This window comes from uncultured Methanobrevibacter sp. (assembly GCF_937881195.1).
Lineage (GTDB): Archaea > Methanobacteriota > Methanobacteria > Methanobacteriales > Methanobacteriaceae > Methanobinarius.
Genome location: NZ_CALGFC010000005.1, coordinates 1 through 16,926, shown reverse-complemented (window position 1 = coordinate 16,926; position 16,926 = coordinate 1). Strand labels below are relative to the sequence as shown.

General features: G+C 23.1%; 11 protein-coding genes. 4 read left to right on the top strand and 7 right to left on the bottom strand.

Annotated elements, in window-relative coordinates; genetic code table 11:
* Positions 1-214: 214 nt before the first annotated feature.
* Both Q0087_RS00420 and thsA read right to left on the bottom strand, forming a co-directional pair.
* The gene (locus Q0087_RS00420) at positions 215-934 is read right to left on the bottom strand and encodes a DUF4012 domain-containing protein (protein ID WP_297897093.1); all 720 of its coding nucleotides are present in this window, start codon (positions 932-934) and stop codon (positions 215-217) included.
* A 647-nt stretch (positions 935-1,581) separates the two neighbouring features.
* A complete protein-coding gene (gene thsA, locus Q0087_RS00415; RefSeq protein WP_297897091.1) occupies positions 1,582-3,240 on the bottom strand; it encodes a thermosome subunit alpha in 1,659 nt (552 codons plus the stop codon).
* 925 nt (positions 3,241-4,165) lie between these two features.
* On the opposite strand from thsA, the gene Q0087_RS00410 reads away from it, so the two are divergent.
* The gene (locus Q0087_RS00410) at positions 4,166-4,870 is read left to right on the top strand and encodes a class I SAM-dependent methyltransferase (RefSeq protein ID WP_297897088.1); all 705 of its coding nucleotides are present in this window, start codon (positions 4,166-4,168) and stop codon (positions 4,868-4,870) included.
* Between the two features lie 182 nt (positions 4,871-5,052).
* Entirely contained in the window at positions 5,053-5,340 is a 288-nt protein-coding gene (locus Q0087_RS00405; RefSeq protein WP_297897084.1) for a DUF4491 family protein, read from the top strand.
* A 394-nt stretch (positions 5,341-5,734) separates the two neighbouring features.
* Here Q0087_RS00405 and Q0087_RS00400 read toward each other — a convergent pair whose 3' ends face one another.
* From Q0087_RS00400 to Q0087_RS00380, 5 genes are all read right to left on the bottom strand, one after another.
* On the bottom strand, positions 5,735-7,300 hold the full coding sequence (locus tag Q0087_RS00400) for an MFS transporter (RefSeq protein WP_297897080.1): 1,566 nt from the start codon (positions 7,298-7,300) through the stop codon (positions 5,735-5,737).
* 414 nt (positions 7,301-7,714) lie between these two features.
* Complete coding sequence (locus Q0087_RS00395; protein ID WP_297897077.1) at positions 7,715-8,329, bottom strand: DUF1697 domain-containing protein; 615 nt, start codon at positions 8,327-8,329, stop codon at positions 7,715-7,717.
* Between the two features lie 95 nt (positions 8,330-8,424).
* Positions 8,425-10,086: an Ig-like domain-containing protein gene (locus Q0087_RS00390; RefSeq protein WP_297897075.1), complete on the bottom strand. Its 1,662-nt coding sequence runs from the start codon at positions 10,084-10,086 to the stop codon at positions 8,425-8,427.
* A 31-nt stretch (positions 10,087-10,117) separates the two neighbouring features.
* Positions 10,118-11,563: a right-handed parallel beta-helix repeat-containing protein gene (locus Q0087_RS00385; protein ID WP_297897069.1), complete on the bottom strand. Its 1,446-nt coding sequence runs from the start codon at positions 11,561-11,563 to the stop codon at positions 10,118-10,120.
* A 369-nt stretch (positions 11,564-11,932) separates the two neighbouring features.
* Positions 11,933-12,199 carry a NifB/NifX family molybdenum-iron cluster-binding protein gene (locus Q0087_RS00380; protein WP_297897064.1) on the bottom strand — a complete coding sequence of 89 codons (267 nt, stop codon included), beginning with the start codon at positions 12,197-12,199 and terminating at the stop codon, positions 11,933-11,935.
* A 953-nt stretch (positions 12,200-13,152) separates the two neighbouring features.
* On the opposite strand from Q0087_RS00380, the gene Q0087_RS00375 reads away from it, so the two are divergent.
* Both Q0087_RS00375 and Q0087_RS00370 read left to right on the top strand, forming a co-directional pair.
* Positions 13,153-14,808 carry a radical SAM/SPASM domain-containing protein gene (locus tag Q0087_RS00375; RefSeq protein ID WP_297897060.1) on the top strand — a complete coding sequence of 552 codons (1,656 nt, stop codon included), beginning with the start codon at positions 13,153-13,155 and terminating at the stop codon, positions 14,806-14,808.
* 25 nt (positions 14,809-14,833) lie between these two features.
* Positions 14,834-16,372: a B12-binding domain-containing radical SAM protein gene (locus Q0087_RS00370; protein ID WP_297897057.1), complete on the top strand. Its 1,539-nt coding sequence runs from the start codon at positions 14,834-14,836 to the stop codon at positions 16,370-16,372.
* The last annotated feature ends 554 nt before the right edge of the window (positions 16,373-16,926 follow it).

Here is a 16,926-nt window from a genome sequence, read left to right as displayed (position 1 = left end):
TTTAAGTGAAAAAAATTAATTTCTTTTTGCTATTATAAATATTAGAAAAATAAATAAAATTAAATTAAAATAGGATAGTTTTTAAAAGATTAAATAACTTTCTAAACCATAAAAATAAAAAATATATTAAAAATAAAAAACTTTTATTAAAATTTATATATAAATTAAGTTAGCCTATTAAAGACTAACTTATTTTTAAAAATTTATTTTTAGATTACAGGAGTTTTTCAAATCCTTTAGTGCTCATTAGCCCAATAAATGATCCTTTAGGAGTCATTAAAATATTTCCTTTAGAATATTCACTTAAAGCTGTTTTAACCATAGTATTCTTTTTATCTGGATCTTCAGCAGCTTGTGAAAGTGCTTTAACTAATACCATAACCGCATCACCTCTAGACATAGTCCCAGTAATTGCACTAGTTCTACCCTTATATCCAGAATAGTTATCATTTTCTCGTATAATATCTGTTGCACTGAGATTTGTTTCTACACCATCGATTTTAAGTGGGCCGACTGAATTTATAATTGAATCTAATCCCTCGTTATAAACAACGACTACAGCATCAGCATGCATTCCTGTATTTGATTCTACAATTTCTTTTGCATACTGCATACCTTGTTCTTGACCATTCCACAAACAATCATGGAGAAGCATTTTTCCTTGAAGATTGCCTGGTGCTGGTTGTGTAGGATGTGTTTTTCCTCCAGGATATATTGCAGTATAATTTTTTATACTACCATTTTCCAATGTGACCATAAAGGCCATGTCCACAGCACCACCTGGCTGTTCTGTTTTGTCACCAGCTAAAACTAATATATTTCTATCTCCTGAAGACAAATCAGGACCATGCAAGAAAGTACCCCATGCTACAGCTAATATTCCAATTGCACTTACAACTGCAATTGCTATAATAAGTTTATTTTTCCTTTCCATGTTACTCTACCTACCTAAAATAGTAAATTTAAAAATTGCTTTCTTTTGTTTATTTTTTTTTTATTTTTTTATTTTTAATTTGCTTTTTCAGAAAGATTTCTCTTATTATATCAATTAAAATAAAAGAAATTGATTCAATAGGATAAAATAACATATTTTTCCTAATATTTTTAAAAATAAACTATTTAAAAGGTAATTATTAAATAAGCAAGTAATATAAATATGATTTGATTTATATTCAAATATTACTTACAGTATTAATAGAACTTCTTTGAATATAAGTTTTTTTATATATTATTTATAGAACCTAATATAGAAACTATAGATTAATAATTATATTTAATATCCAACAATACTCCAAAAGATATATATTCTTTCTATAATTAATTTAAAAAAATTAAAAAACATGAAAAATTTAAAAACTATGAAAAATTTAAAAATTTAAAAAAAATTATAATTAAATTAGTAATATGAAAAAACTAAAAAAAAAAGATTATATTAAAAATTTATTAGATTAATGATAATTAAGAAATAGAAAATTATTGATTTTAAAAATAAATAAGAAAAAATTAGAATAAAAATAGAATAAGAAATAAAAAATAATAGGAAATAAAAAAAGATAAAAAATTAAAAAATAGTGAAAATAATTACATCATTGGAGGCATGCCACCCATGCCACCCATTCCTCCCATTGGAGGCATTCCACCATCATCTAAAGCATCATCTTTATCTACAGCTTCAAGAGCACCTCTTGCAGCTATAAGATCATCTATTCTTAGAATCATTTCAGTAGCTTCTGCAGCTGATTGAATAGCTTGTCTTTTAACTCTTTGAGGTTCAACTACACCTGCAACTTTCATATCAGTAACTTCACCTTCAAAGACATCTAATCCCATAAAAGGAGATTGTTCATGAGCAGCTCTAAGGTCTGCAAGAATATCAATAGTATCTAAACCTGCATTTTCAGCTAAAGTAGTTGGAACAATTTCAATTGCTTCAGCGAAAGCATTTATAGATAATTGTTCTCTTCCACTAATTGTCTCTGCATATTCTTTAAGTTGGCGAGCTATTTCTATTTCTGGAGCTCCTCCACCAATAACAACTTTTCCATCTTCTAAAGTTGCAGCTACAACACCTAATGCATCTTCTAAAGCTCTTTCTATTTCAGAAGTAACATGTCTAGTACTTCCTCTTAGAACTATTGAAACCGCTTTAGGATCTTTAGATTCTTCAATAAATATCATCATTTGATCAAATATTTTTTTCTCATATACAATACCTGCTTCACCTAAATCATCACTAGAAAGATCATCAATGTTTGTAACTATTCTAGCACCAGTAGCTTTTGAAAGACGATTCATGTCAGATTTTTTAGTTCTTTTTACTGCAAGAATTCCTGCACGAGAAAGTAAGTGTAAAGCCATGTCATCTATTCCTTTTTGACAGAAAAGGACATTAGCTCCAGAATCAACAACTTTATCAATCATTTCACGAACCATTTGTTCTTCATTATCTAAGAAAGCTTGCATTTGAGAAGGATTAGTGAGATTAATTTTAGCATCAGTTTCTAAATCTTTAACTTCTAATGGATATTTCAATAAAGCAATTTTAGCGTTTTTAACTTCTTTCGGCATGTTAGGATCAGCTTTGCCTTTATCCACAAGAACACCATTAACAATTTCAGATTCATCAACACTAGCACCAGAAACTCTTTGTATGTTAATATTTTTCTTATCAACTTCCCCATCTTCTTCAACTTTAAGAACAGCTTCCACTATAAGTTCTGCTAATGGTTCTTTTGCTTTTTCTGAGCCTTTACCAGTCATAGCAGTCATAGCTACATTCATGAGAGTATCTTGGTCTTTAGAATCAAGAGAAATATCTTCAAGAATTTCATAAACTTTAATTAAAGCTTCTCTATAACCTCTAACAATAGTTGTAGCATGTATTCCATCATCAAGAAGTTCTTCAGCTTTTTTAAGAAGTTCTCCAGCTATAATAACAGCAGTTGTGGTTCCATCTCCAACAACATCTTCCTGATTTTTAGCTATTTCAACAAGCATTTTTGCAGCTGGATGAGCTATATCCATTTCACGAAGAATAGTTACACCATCATTGGTAAGGACAACATCACCCATACTATCGACTAACATTTTATCCATACCTTTAGGACCTAAAGTAGTTCTTATAGTTTCAGCTAATATTTTTCCTGCCATAATATTCATTCTTTGAGCATCTCTACCTAAGAAACGTTGAGTATCTTCAGGTAAGATAAAAATTGGTTGATTACCATCATATTGCGCCATAATTTCACCTATAAAAGTTATAAAATATTATTTTTAAACTATTTAAAAATTAAATCATTTTAAAAAATAATTTAAAATAATTTAAGACAATTTTAAAATAATTTAAAATAATTTAAATTATATATTTAAAATATATATTAAATAAAAATATACATGAATAAATATATAACATATAAAAATTGAACTAATTTATAAATTCATGATATTTAAAGTACTGCATAATAATTTTATTACATATTTAACCTTTTAAATAACATTTTAAATTGTATAAAAAGGCATTTTAAAATTATATAAAAATTTTTAAATCAATAAATTATAAAAACAATACTTATCACTCATAATATATAAATGGGTTTGAAGTTATATAAAAAGTTTTCTTAAAGTTCTATGATAAAATGTTTATATTGACATAATAACATTAATAATAATTAATACATAATTTTTCATTATTTTATTAGTAAATAATTAGTTTTTCATCCTTTTAGAAAAAAGACAAATAGAAAATATGTAAAAAAACCCTAATAAAATCTATTTTTCAAAAAAAATTACCTTTCAATTCATTTATCTGATGTAAGGTACCTTTGAGATTTTATTTTTCTCCTTTCTTTTTTATTAACAATTATAATCTTTTTTATAGTTTTTAATTTTTTATAATCTTTTTTATAGTTTTTAATCTTTTATAATCTTTTTTATAATTTTTATCTTTTATAATCTTTAAAATGATTATGCAAAAATTTTACTATTTTTAACATATTTATACTATTTTATATTTACTTATTTTTGATTGTAAGCTTATAGATTACTTTAAAAGATTGATAGTTAACACTAAGCATTTGATAAAAATTTATAAAAAATATTTAATGTTTTATAAAAAAATTAATATAATAAATAATAAATATAAAATAATATATAAAGAGATGATACAATGCAAATAAAAAATAAAATAAAAAATATATTTTCACCTAAAAAACATTGCCCCATATGTAAAAAAAATAGTTTAGAATTCAAACCATATGGAAATCCTCCAAGAAAAAATGCATTGTGTCCACATTGTAATTCTGCAGAAAGACATAGAATGGTTTACTATTTTTTAAAAAAATCTGATATTTTTAATAAGAAAATTAAATTATTACATTTTGCACCTGAAAATATTTTTTATGAAATTTTCTCTAATTGCAAAAATATTGATTATTATCCAGTAGATATTTCAAAATCCCGAAAAATAAAGGAAAAGGTAGATATACAGAATATTCCTTATGAAGATGATTATTTTGATGTAATATATAATTCACATGTTTTAGAACATGTCCCCGATGATATAAAAGCTATGAGTGAACTTTACAGAGTAGTTAAACCTAAATATAATAATGGAATTGTGATTACACTAGTTCCTATATCTTGTAATATTGATGAAACATTAGAAAAAGAAGAATATAATACTCCAAAACTAAGATTAAAATATTATGGACAGGCAGATCATTTAAGAAGATATGGTGCTGACTTTACAGACAAATTAAAATCAGTGGGATTTAATATTGATGTAATTAAAAATTATGATTTGTTTAAAAAAAAGGAAATTGATAAATATTGTATAAATAAAGGAAATATTATATTTTTATCATACAAATAGTCAATCCGGTTATCAACATTACTATTAAAAACATTATATTTATTATTATTAATAATAATAATCAACTCGTTTAATTCATTATGTACTTCATCATCAATATAAAAATAAAAATAGTAATGAAAAATAATAATAAAAATAATTTAATAAAAAGAAATTTTAGATAGAATATAAATAATATTATTATGTATTTTGAAGGAATAATTATCGGAATTTGTACTTTTATAATAATAGGAATATTCCACCCAATTGTTATAAAAGGAGAGTATTATATAGGTAAAAAGATTTGGCCAATATTTTTAATTTTAGGGATAATATCATTAATACTATCTTTATTTATGAATAATATAATAATTTCTGCATTAATAGGAGTTTTAGGATTTACATTATTATGGAGCATACATGAAATTATAGAACAAGAAGAAAGAGTGAAAAAAGGATGGTTTCCTGAAAATCCGAATAAAAAACATTGAAAAAATGAAAAATTAGATAGAGAATAGATAAAAAATAGATAAAAAATGGATAAAAAATGGATAAAAAATAAAAGAATTATTAAATGAATAAAAATAATAAGAATTATATATGTTAAAATTTTTAATAAATCTATTTTTATAATATTTAAACAAAATAAATTAATTTTAGATAAAATTAATCTAAATAAATCAATTTTAATTTATAAATTAATCCTAAATAAAATTAACTTAAATAAAATTAACCTAAATAAATTAATCTAAAAAATTATTTATAAATAAATTATTTTTTGAAACATTTTTCGATTATTTCAATTTATTATTTCATTTTAAATATCATTCAATATTCATTTTTATTCTCTTTTATATTTTAAATAGATATTATTAATCCTGATTATTAGGCACCAGGAGGAGAATCTTTCGAAATTCTAATCCTTGGCATAACACAACTAATAGCTGCACCAACAATAAATATCAACGTCAATATATTAAATATTAAACTCATCGCCATACTAATAGTTTCAGAAATCAAATTTGATGCATCATCTTGATATTGTTGAGGAATTTTCTCTGGAGTTCCAGTTTGCATTTTTTCGACATATACAAGAAGTTCATTATTAAGTTCCTGTTTTGTTAAATTTGTTCCAAGCCCTGAATCTTCAATTGAAATACTTAAACCTCCAATGACACCTACAATAAGTAAAACACCTATAAGAGCAGTTCCCATAGAATAACCTAAATTTTTGAAGGTGTTTAATAGTCCTGCAGCATCAGAACCCTTGCTTTTATCAACTGCAGACATAACATAATTAGTCAATTGAGATAATATCATACCTACTCCTGCACCAAAAATAATTGTAGCTGGAATAACACTATATGGATTCATAGTTGCAGAGAATTTTCCACCTAATATAAAAGTACCTAATGCAGATATAAGGAATCCTAAACATACAACATATTTAGCTGGAATATATTCTGTCATTTTAACACCCATCAATGATAAAATCATTACAGCTATAGATGAAGGGAGTAAAATAACACCAGTCATGAAAGCATCGATATGTGTTACTTGTTGTAAAAAAACAGGCATTATGAATAAATATCCTGCTAATGGAATTTGTCCAAAAACTGAGGCTACAATACCAATAGAGAAAGTTCTATTTTTTAGCAATGCAACGTCAGATAAAGGTTTTTTGTTTGAACGGATTCTTCTCTTTTCCCAGTATAAAAATATAACAAATAGAGCAATACCAATAAATAGAACACCCGGAATAATATCCCATTTAGTAGGATCATTGAATATTAATAATCCCATAACAATAATAATAAGAGAGATTACAGATAAAATAGCCCCCACATAATCAAATTCTTTCCATTTAAGAATAGATTTTGAATCTTTAATATAATAGCTATAGAATATTATTATAAGCACTACGATAAATTCACTTCCAAATATCATCCTCCAAGATACAAAATTAGTGAAAAATCCTCCGAATATAGGACCTACAGCTGATCCCATTGCAGCTATACCACCCCATATTCCAAATGCCTTAATTTTATCTTTACCCTCATAGCTAACTCCAATAATCGTAGTAGTAGCTGGTAGCATTAATGCAGCACCAATACCTTCGAGTATGGCCCAACCAATAAGTAGCATTCCAGCATTAACACTTAATGATGCTATAAGAGTTCCCACACCATATATTGAAATCCCTAATAAAAAAGATTTTTTCCTGCCAATTATATCCTGAATTTTACTACCAATCAACATGAAAGAAGCAATGATCAATGCATACATAGCTATTATTGCTTGAATAGTTGTTAATGTAGTATCTAAATCTGTTACAAGATTTGTTATAGCTACATTCATTGCCGACATATCTAAAACTATGATAAAAATAGCCATACAAGCAACAATTGCAGGCCCCCATTTATTTGTTCCTTTTCTATTTGCAATATTCATGAAAATCACATTCAATATTTTAAAAATTAAGTAAATCCTTATTAAGAAAATATTAGCCTATTATGGAATAATAGCCTATTAAAAATTTATTAAACATATTTTACAGATTAATATTGTTTAATAAAATTATTATCAAAATAATAATACTAAGAATATCTTAATAGAAAAATAATCTTAACTCAAATTATCATTTATAATAAAGTAATTAATAATATATGAATAAGTATCATATAAAACTTTACATAATGTATTAGTAATTAAACCTCAAAGATAACCTATCAACAATATATGAAAATCCTCCATTTTATATTAAATTCTCTAAAAACTATAAAAAATATAATAAACTAAATAAATCAAATCATAAAAAAATATAAAAAATATTTAGTCTAAAAATATAATTATATAATTTTTAAACTAAATTAAAAGATCTTTAATCTTTAATATTGTTTTAAAATTTCTAGTAGTAGCTATATTATCCAACTTTAATTCAAAATAATTATTATTAAATTTGGTTTTATGATATCCATTTTTACAAGCTAAATAAATTTCTTTTTCATATATTGAAAATTTATCATCAGACACATTATTTTTAGAGTCTTTAACCAATTTTTCAGCTAGATTTTTATCAATTTTATTCTTAAAAATAGTAATATATAAAGATTCTATTGGTTCTGTAAATCCTATTGATCCTATAATTTCTGAATTATCATGAGAGGTATTATCAAAAAATGGATTATTATTGATTAAAGAAAAAATCTCTTTTTCACTTAGTAAAATACATTCTGCCCAAAAACCAAATGAATTTTCAATATTTTCAGAAATTTTAGAAGAGATATTATTAATATTACCCTCATTATAATTATTACAATTATCATTAATATTAATATTTTCAAAAATTACATTTCCACTTCTAAGATAAGTTTTAATATTTTTAAATCCCATAGATACAAATAACTTTTTTAAATCTTCCATAAGAATTAATTTATTTTTTCCAACATTAATTCCTCTAAGGAAAGCTATATATTTCATAATAATAATTTGTAAATAATTATTGAAATATATAACTGACTATTAAAAAAATATTAAAAAATATAGTAAATAGAAGAAAGATTTTAAATTAGAATCTATACTTTAATTTTTTCAAAGTTAGAATTATTAATTAAAACAAGATTTTTAGGTTTAATCAAATTTAATATCTTATAATAACCCTTCTTTTTAGTTTTAATCTTAATATAAATCTTAGAATTGGAAATAGTTCTAAATCTCTTAAAACTAGTAAAACTAATAGATATAATTCTTTTTTTATTATTATATGTTAACTTAACATTGGAAGTAACCCTTTTAGAAATTTTAGCTAATTTTGCATTCTTAATAATAAAACCATTAGGTAATTTATAATAAATTTTAAATGACAATGATTTGGAATATTTATTAATCAAACCAGTGGTAATAATCAAATAATTACCTTTTTTCTTAAGATGATTTTTTAAAATAATAGCTTGAATTTTCATATCTTTAACATTACTAGAAATATTATAAATTAAATCTCCATTAAAATTAACTTTAAATGATTTAAGTCCATACTGGGAATTTTTATAAAGAAAAGTAGCTATCCCATTATTGTTAGTTTTAGCAAAACCAATCTTTTTAGAAGAATAATAAAAATAAATCCTTTTGCCAGTTAACACATTACCATATAAATCTTTAAGAGTTGCTTTGATAGTGATTTCCCCATTAGATGATAATTTATATAGGGAAAGAGTTATTTGGGTTTTAAATTTAAAAACATTCAAAATAGTAGTATTTATAAAGTCTTTAAAAAAAGTATTATTAGTTAAACTAACAACAACTAAAATATTTCCTGTTTTAGTTGGAATATAATTTAAACTCCAAATACCTGTATTATTATCAACAAAAACATGATATTTAAAACCATTGATAGTAACATTCAACATATTAATTCCAATATAATTTTTTAATTTCCCAGTAATAAGAACAGTTTCATTAATTAGAACTTTTGATGGGACAATTATACTAGTATTTGTATTTGAAAAAGATATATTGAATAAGGAAGTAGATATAATAGGACTATTATCATTATCTCCCATAAAATTAACACTTACATTAATATTATCTCCTATATTAAGTATATTACTATTAAAAGAATATTCCCAAAAGCCTTCAATAACATCAACTTCAATAGTATTTGACTCATTAATTTTAATATAAATTTTACCATTAATTACCCCTAAACTATTAGTTAAAGTACCATTTATATTAATAATATCTCCATAATTAGCAATTTTAATTGGTTTTATGTTTAAAAAGCTTTCATATAAAGCAGTAAAAATTAAATCATTAAAATTAACTCCACAAAAGAAAAATGAGAAAATATTTTCTTTATCAAGTAAAGTAATATTGATCTTATCTGTCAAATTGCCATTTAAGAAATGAGCCTCATTATTATAGACTATTTTAGCTATACCTTCAGGTAAATTCATATTAAAAGGAGTATTCAGAATAAAAAAATAATTTATTGTAATATTATCCCCAATAAAATTAGTAAAATTACCCATAATAAATTTGTTAAAACTAATTGAAGCAGTCATATTTTTTATATAATAAAAAGTATTAATTGAATTTGAATAAGTATTTAAAGGCTCTAATCCATCCCAATAATTAAAATTAGCAGATATATTATTTACTGAAAGTTCTTCAAAAATGAAAAAATTATTAGTATTGTTAGAAATATAATTAAAATTAATTTTATTATTATAAACACTCATCTCCATTGATTCAAATCTAAATGAAACATTATTATAAAAAAATCCTATTTCCAATTATGGTATTATTTGATCCTCCAATTTGAATACCTGCAGTATTATTTGAAATTAATAAATTAGAGATTATATTATAATCTCCATCTATGCATACTCCAGCATAAGGCCCCCAGCAATCTAATTTATTTCCATAAGAATTGTTAATAGCTATTGAATCATTAAGATTAATATTGTTTCCATGTAAATAAAATCCAGAGCCTCCATTATCATTAGCAGTAGAATTAAAAACAGAAGCATTTCCTCCGTCAATAGAAATCCCAAAATAAGTATTATTATTAGCTAATGAACCATAAACATTATTAATACCTACCTTCTCACCATTATAAAGATGAATACCATACATGCCATTATTATTAGCTGTAGAATTATAAACACTATTATATATTCCATATAAAAAGATTCCGAAATAATTATTATTAGCAGTAGAATTATAAACACTATTATAATCTCCACTAATAAATATTCCATCTCCAGAATTATTGTTAGATATGGAATTATAAACATTATTATGATTACAACTTTCAGTATCAGGATCATCTAAATAATCGAAACTTATTCCCTCATAATTATTAAAAGATTTGACATTGTAGATATTATTATATTTTGAAAATGTAAAATGTAAAGCTAAATCATTATTAATAAAATAAGAGTTTGAAATGTTATTATATCCTCCGCCATCAACATTTAATCCATAAGAATTGTTAGTAGAAGAAATATTGTAAATTTTATTATAACCAGTTAATAAAATATTATAATTAAGAGAATTATCAAGCGTAATTCCTGTGTTTGTATTATTATCTGCAAAAATATTATTTAAAGTATTATTCTTACCAATAATCCATAAACCATCATAATTATTTTTAAGTGTCAAGTTTGAAAACTGATTAAAATTTCCAAATGATAAAATTCCATTATTTTTATTGTTAACACACTTAACATTATCAATATTATTATAATTACTATAAATATAAGAATCATAGTAAGGATTATAAATATATATTCCATCTTCACAATCAGCAAAAGTTGAATTATATATATTATTATACGATCCATTAATGAATAAACCATTATAATAATTAGAAATATTAATATTTCTTATAGTAATATTATTTGCATTAATTTTAATGCCAATAGATTCTGTATTATCAGAATAAGATTTATCATAATCTGAACCTATTAATAATACTTTACCTGGGTTTGCATCTAATTTTATATTATTTTTGCTTATATATATGGACTTGTTTTGATATATTCCATCTCCAAAAAATAAAACATCATTATCTTGCATTGAGCTTATAATATTATTTAAATCATCCGAAGAACTTTGATTATTTACATTGTACTGTGTTGCAAATCCTGAGTTAATAAATAAGAATATAAAAGAAAAAAACAAGAAGGTTAACATTAAATATCTGAATTTCATATAAAATCACTAAAAATTGTTATTAAAATTGTTATTATTATTATAATTATAGTTATTATAATTTAAGATTTTATTTATATATAATAATTACTAATAATTTATAGTTTGATTAATAATTAAATTTTAAACATTTTCAACATTATATGTTTAATATTATCTCCTTAATCTAGATTATTAAATATATGCGAATATTAAAAAATTATTTAAAAATTATTTAAAAATAGAATGTAAAAAAATAGATTATAATAAATAAAAATATATTTATTATAAAATACAGATTTTAATTTATATTATGGAGTTTTTAACCATTATCAATCTTAATAAGCTCATTCAAAGCATTTTCAATTGTAAAAGAAGTTGCATAAGGTTTTATATCATTATTATCAAGTCATCGATTGCACCAGGGCCTACATTAGCAACAAGAACCACTTGAACATCAGAAATTAATTTTATGACTTTATTTCGTTGATTACCGTTATTTCCATCTCCAACACATGAAGCATTAGCTTTTCGAGTTTCTAATAATTCATAAGTTTCATCTTCATGGATTTCATAAATTAAAAACTTTTCTGCTCTTCCAAAATGTTCATTAACATTTACACCATCATTACTTGCTATAGCTACTTTATATGACATGAGATTACTCCAAAGTTATTATTACTTCATTAAAATTTTATTAATTTGAATTTAAAATGTATTTGATAATTCAAAATTTATTTTAATAACTTATTATTTATTTTAATATTTCAAAATTTAATGTTTTTTAAAATATATAATATTTATATTTTAAATTTTATGAGATATATTATTAATTTAAAAATATTATATGAATCAGTAAATACACTATTATATGAAATTAACTATTGTTATATTATTAATCATTTTTATATATTTTCTTAATAAACAAAAAATAGATAATATAATTATAATCAAAAAAATAAAAATTATCAAAAAGTTTTTTATTTTTTAGTATTTTTTAAAAATAAAAAATCATCAATTAAATTTATATTTTAAAATTATAAATTAAATTTATATTTTATAAATTAAATATAAAAGAAAATATATATTATATACAGAATAGTAATTATCATTACTCTTAATTAATTATCATATAATAGTAAATTATAAATAAATAGGATAACAAATATCTGTACATAACTAATATAAACAAATATTATAAAAAAAGTATTGGATATATATTAGAGGAATAATAATGTACTAAAAACAATTGCAAGATCGACTAGATGTAAATAGTAAATTATAATAATATTATAGTTTAAAAAGCTTCCTAGTCATCTAAATTAACATTTTTATTTTTACTATTCATTTATTGCTAATTTGAACCCATTATTTGAAGTTTTTAAACAATAATTATAATATACTTAGCCATGCATATTTATTTAGAAAATATTATGGAAACGCTATTATAATGTAAACTTATCATCAATCTATTTTTACCATAATATTATTATAATTTATCTAATACATCTACTCATTTTCAATTTTTCTTTAGATTTCAGTTTAATTAAAATTATTTTTATAATTTTTATTTGCAAAATTAAAAAAATATTAAAATAAAAGGGGATTATATGAAATCAGATGCACATAATTATGAAGATGATTTAGAAATGGAGAAAATGATTAAATTATTTAAAAAAGTAGCTGAAAACCCAATATCAAACCGTTTACTCCAAAGAACATTAGGTTATTGTGAAAAAGACAATGCTACAAAGCTTGAAAGTTCTCTAAATTATTACCTTGGGAAAACAGATAATGTATGCAATAGTTGTAAAATACTTTCAAGAATTGTTGGATATATAATTGAAAAAGGGACTACAAGTTTTGGAGTATCATCCGATGAATTTAAGGATAAAATGGAAGATGATTATTGGGTTAAAGGATTAGCTAGTGTAATAAAAGGAATAACTATTTTTAAAGTAAATAAACCTTTTGTTCCTGGTGCTCCATTCCAAGTTGTTTGGAATATTACAAAAAAATGTAACATGAAGTGTATTCATTGTTATGAAAGTGCTTCAACAAAAACTAAAGGAGAACTTTCAAAAGATCAGATAATTAATGGCATAAACAATATGTCAAAATCAGGAGTCACATCAATAGCTTTTTCTGGAGGAGAACCATCAATACATCCAAATATAATAGAATTTATACATACAGTAAGTGATAATGGAATGTTTCCAGCTATAGCTACTAATGGCTATACATTAAGAGACAGATATAAAGCTAAAAAATTTGTAGAAGAAGGATTAGGATTTGTTCAAATTAGTTTAGATGGAATAAATCCAACAACACACGATAGCTTTAGAAAAGTTAATGGTGCATGGGAAAGAGCAGTAGAATCAATAAAAAACTTTGTTGATCTTGGAATTTTTGTAGAAGTGGCTACTACTGTAACTGAACATAATATAAAAGAAATTCCTGAAATGATAGATTTTTTAAAAGATTTAGGAATAGATTGGTTTATGTTATATAATTTCATACCAACAGGAAATGGAAGTGAGATATCAAACATGGACATATCACCAAAAGAAAGAGAAAAATTACTTGCAAAGGCATATAATGAAAATACCGACGAAATGCAAATATTATCAACAGCACCACAATATGCAGCAGTAGCTGAAGCAATAACATCAGAGGGAAATAGCAGAATTTCACAAAATACATTTGAAAGTTCAAATGATAAGTTTAATTTAAGTAGCAATGAAAACAATTATGATGAAAATATTGAAATTAGAGAATTATATGAAAATCAAAATAATGAAAAAAAAGTTGTACCCACTCATTTTTATAATCCAGAATACACTAATCCAATGATAGCTCAAATTGCAGAATTTATAGGAGGTTGTGGTGCTGGAAGATTTTATATAAATATAGAACCTAATGGAGATATATACCCCTGTGTTTTTTTCCCACATGAAGAAGAAGTAAAAATAGGAAATATTCTAAACGATAATTTTGAAGAAATGTGGAAAGAAAATCATCTTTTAAAACAATTAAGAAATAAAGAATTATTAAAAGGAAATTGTGGAAATTGTGAATCTCAAAATATTTGTGGAGGTTGTAGAGCAAGAGCATATAATTATTTTAAAGATGTATTAGCTCCTGATCCAGGATGTATAAACAATCAAAAAGAATGGGAAATCTTAAAAGCCACCATAAATAAAGAGGAAAATTTAAATATTCATGAAATAGATACTGAAAAACTAATTTTAGAACTAAAATATTAGTAAAATTAAAATTAAAGGTTAAAAAATGAATAATACAGACGTATTATTGATAAATCCTATGGATAAAACCGTTGTGAAAAATGGGTTAGGACTCAGCGTTCCTCCACTAAATTTAATGTATCTTGCAGGAGCACTTGAAAAAGCATCAATTGGAGTGAAAATATTCGATGACGATTTATATCAAATTGGTACTCAAAAAATAAATGAATATATTTCAAAAATAGCCCCAAAAATTGTAGCTATTACTGCAACCACTGCAACTATAACTCAGGCACTAAAATATATTAGAAATATTAAAAAAAAATCCCCAAACATTCTAACAATTATAGGAGGACCACATACAACTTTCAGACCAATAGAAACTTTAAAAAATGAATTATGTCTCGATGTTGTTGTTATAGGAGAAGGGGAAGAAACAATTGTAGAATTAATAGATACTTATTTGAAAAATGTAGATAACGACTATGATTCATTTTTAGGAGATATTAAAGGAATAGCTTATAAAAAAAGAATTAATAACTTAAATTTTGAAGATATAGATAATGAACTTAAAACAGAGGAAAATGAAATAGAAGATAAGTATAAAGAAAATATTTATAATAATAAAAAAGACAACAACGACAAAATAAGATTAAATGAACCTAGGCCATTAATAAAAAATTTAGATGAATTATCTTTCCCTGCAAGACATCTCGTAGACTTTAAATCATACAAACTTTCAAGTCAATCAGGAGGAATAATAACAAGTAGAGGTTGTCCTTTTTCTTGTGATTACTGTTCCTCATCACTTATTATGGGTAAAAAATTTAGAACAAGAAGTTCTCAAAATGTAGTTGACGAACTTGAAGAATTAGTTTATAAGTATAAAGTAAGAGATATAGCTTTTTTAGATGATATATTTATGTTAAATAAAAAAAGAGCAGAAGATATAGCTAATGAAATTAAAAAAAGAAATTTAGATATTAATTTTGTTGCATCCTCAAGAGTTAATACAATCCAAAAATCTCTTTTAGAAACCCTTAAATCTTCAGGTATGAGTACATTATATTGTGGTGTCGAATCAGGATCACAAAGAGTTTTAAATTTAATGAAAAAAGGGATTACACTTCAACAAGCAGAAAAAGGTTTTGAGATAGCGAAAAATTTGGGTATTAATATTGTAGGGTCTTTTATATTAGGATATCCTGGAGAAACAACAAGAGAGATGGAAGATACTATAAATTTTTCAATAAAACTTGATCCTGACTATTGTCAATATTCAATACTAACACCATTTCCTGGAACTCCAATATATAATAAATTAAAAAAAGAAAAATTACTAGAAAGTGAAAATTGGGATGATTATACTGTATTAAAGTCTGTTATTAACTATGAAAAATTAGGATTAAGTAAAAAAATTGTGGAAAGAAAACTAGCTAAAGCATATATAAAATTTTACACAAGACCCAAATATTTAATTAAACATAGTTCAATGATTAAAGTAATAATGCAAACCATTTATCGAAGTTATATAAAACCAACATTTAAAGAAGAAACTCCTAAAGGATGGTATGAAAATTTATAATAAATCAATTAGTAATATAATAAAAAATACCCTTTATAAAACATCCATTAAAAGTAAATATTTGAAAATTTAATTAAATATTTAAAATTTAAATAAATATTTGAAATTAAATAAAATATTTTGAAATTAAATAAAATATTTAAAATTTATAAATTAAATATACAAGAATAGATTAAATAAATTAAATTTTAATAAATTAAATTTTAAATATTTTATTTAAATAACTTATTTTTAAAAATCCAGCATTTATCTATATTTATATAAAAATAGATATAAATCTCTTTTTAAAAAAAATTCAATATTAATAACTTACTAATTTTCAAAATAATAAATTTATAAAAATAATAAATTTATAATAATAAGGAATAGATTAATTTATAATTTAAAAAAGAATTTTTATTATGAATATAATCAAAAAGAGTATTTTTAAAAGAATAGGTTATAATTAAACCGAATAATAAATAAATAATAAAAACATAATAATAAAAAATAAGCAACAAAAAAAATGCCCAATAATCATAAAAAGGGCTGGCAGCGAAATGAAATTCCCATAG

What these genes read in the sequence shown, in the direction of transcription:
- Q0087_RS00380 (WP_297897064.1), bottom strand. Translation starts at nt 12,199, where the DNA reads ATGTCATATAAAGTAGCTATAGCAAGTAATGATGGTGTAAATGTTAAT.
- Q0087_RS00420 (WP_297897093.1), bottom strand. Translation starts at nt 934, where the DNA reads ATGGAAAGGAAAAATAAACTTATTATAGCAATTGCAGTTGTAAGTGCA.
- Q0087_RS00410 (WP_297897088.1), top strand. Translation starts at nt 4,166, where the DNA reads ATGCAAATAAAAAATAAAATAAAAAATATATTTTCACCTAAAAAACAT.
- Q0087_RS00370 (WP_297897057.1), top strand. Translation starts at nt 14,834, where the DNA reads ATGAATAATACAGACGTATTATTGATAAATCCTATGGATAAAACCGTT.
- thsA (WP_297897091.1), bottom strand. Translation starts at nt 3,240, where the DNA reads ATGGCGCAATATGATGGTAATCAACCAATTTTTATCTTACCTGAAGAT.
- Q0087_RS00390 (WP_297897075.1), bottom strand. Translation starts at nt 10,086, where the DNA reads ATGAGTGTTTATAATAATAAAATTAATTTTAATTATATTTCTAACAAT.
- Q0087_RS00405 (WP_297897084.1), top strand. Translation starts at nt 5,053, where the DNA reads ATGTATTTTGAAGGAATAATTATCGGAATTTGTACTTTTATAATAATA.
- Q0087_RS00395 (WP_297897077.1), bottom strand. Translation starts at nt 8,329, where the DNA reads ATGAAATATATAGCTTTCCTTAGAGGAATTAATGTTGGAAAAAATAAA.
- Q0087_RS00400 (WP_297897080.1), bottom strand. Translation starts at nt 7,300, where the DNA reads ATGAATATTGCAAATAGAAAAGGAACAAATAAATGGGGGCCTGCAATT.
- Q0087_RS00385 (WP_297897069.1), bottom strand. Translation starts at nt 11,563, where the DNA reads ATGAAATTCAGATATTTAATGTTAACCTTCTTGTTTTTTTCTTTTATA.
- Q0087_RS00375 (WP_297897060.1), top strand. Translation starts at nt 13,153, where the DNA reads ATGAAATCAGATGCACATAATTATGAAGATGATTTAGAAATGGAGAAA.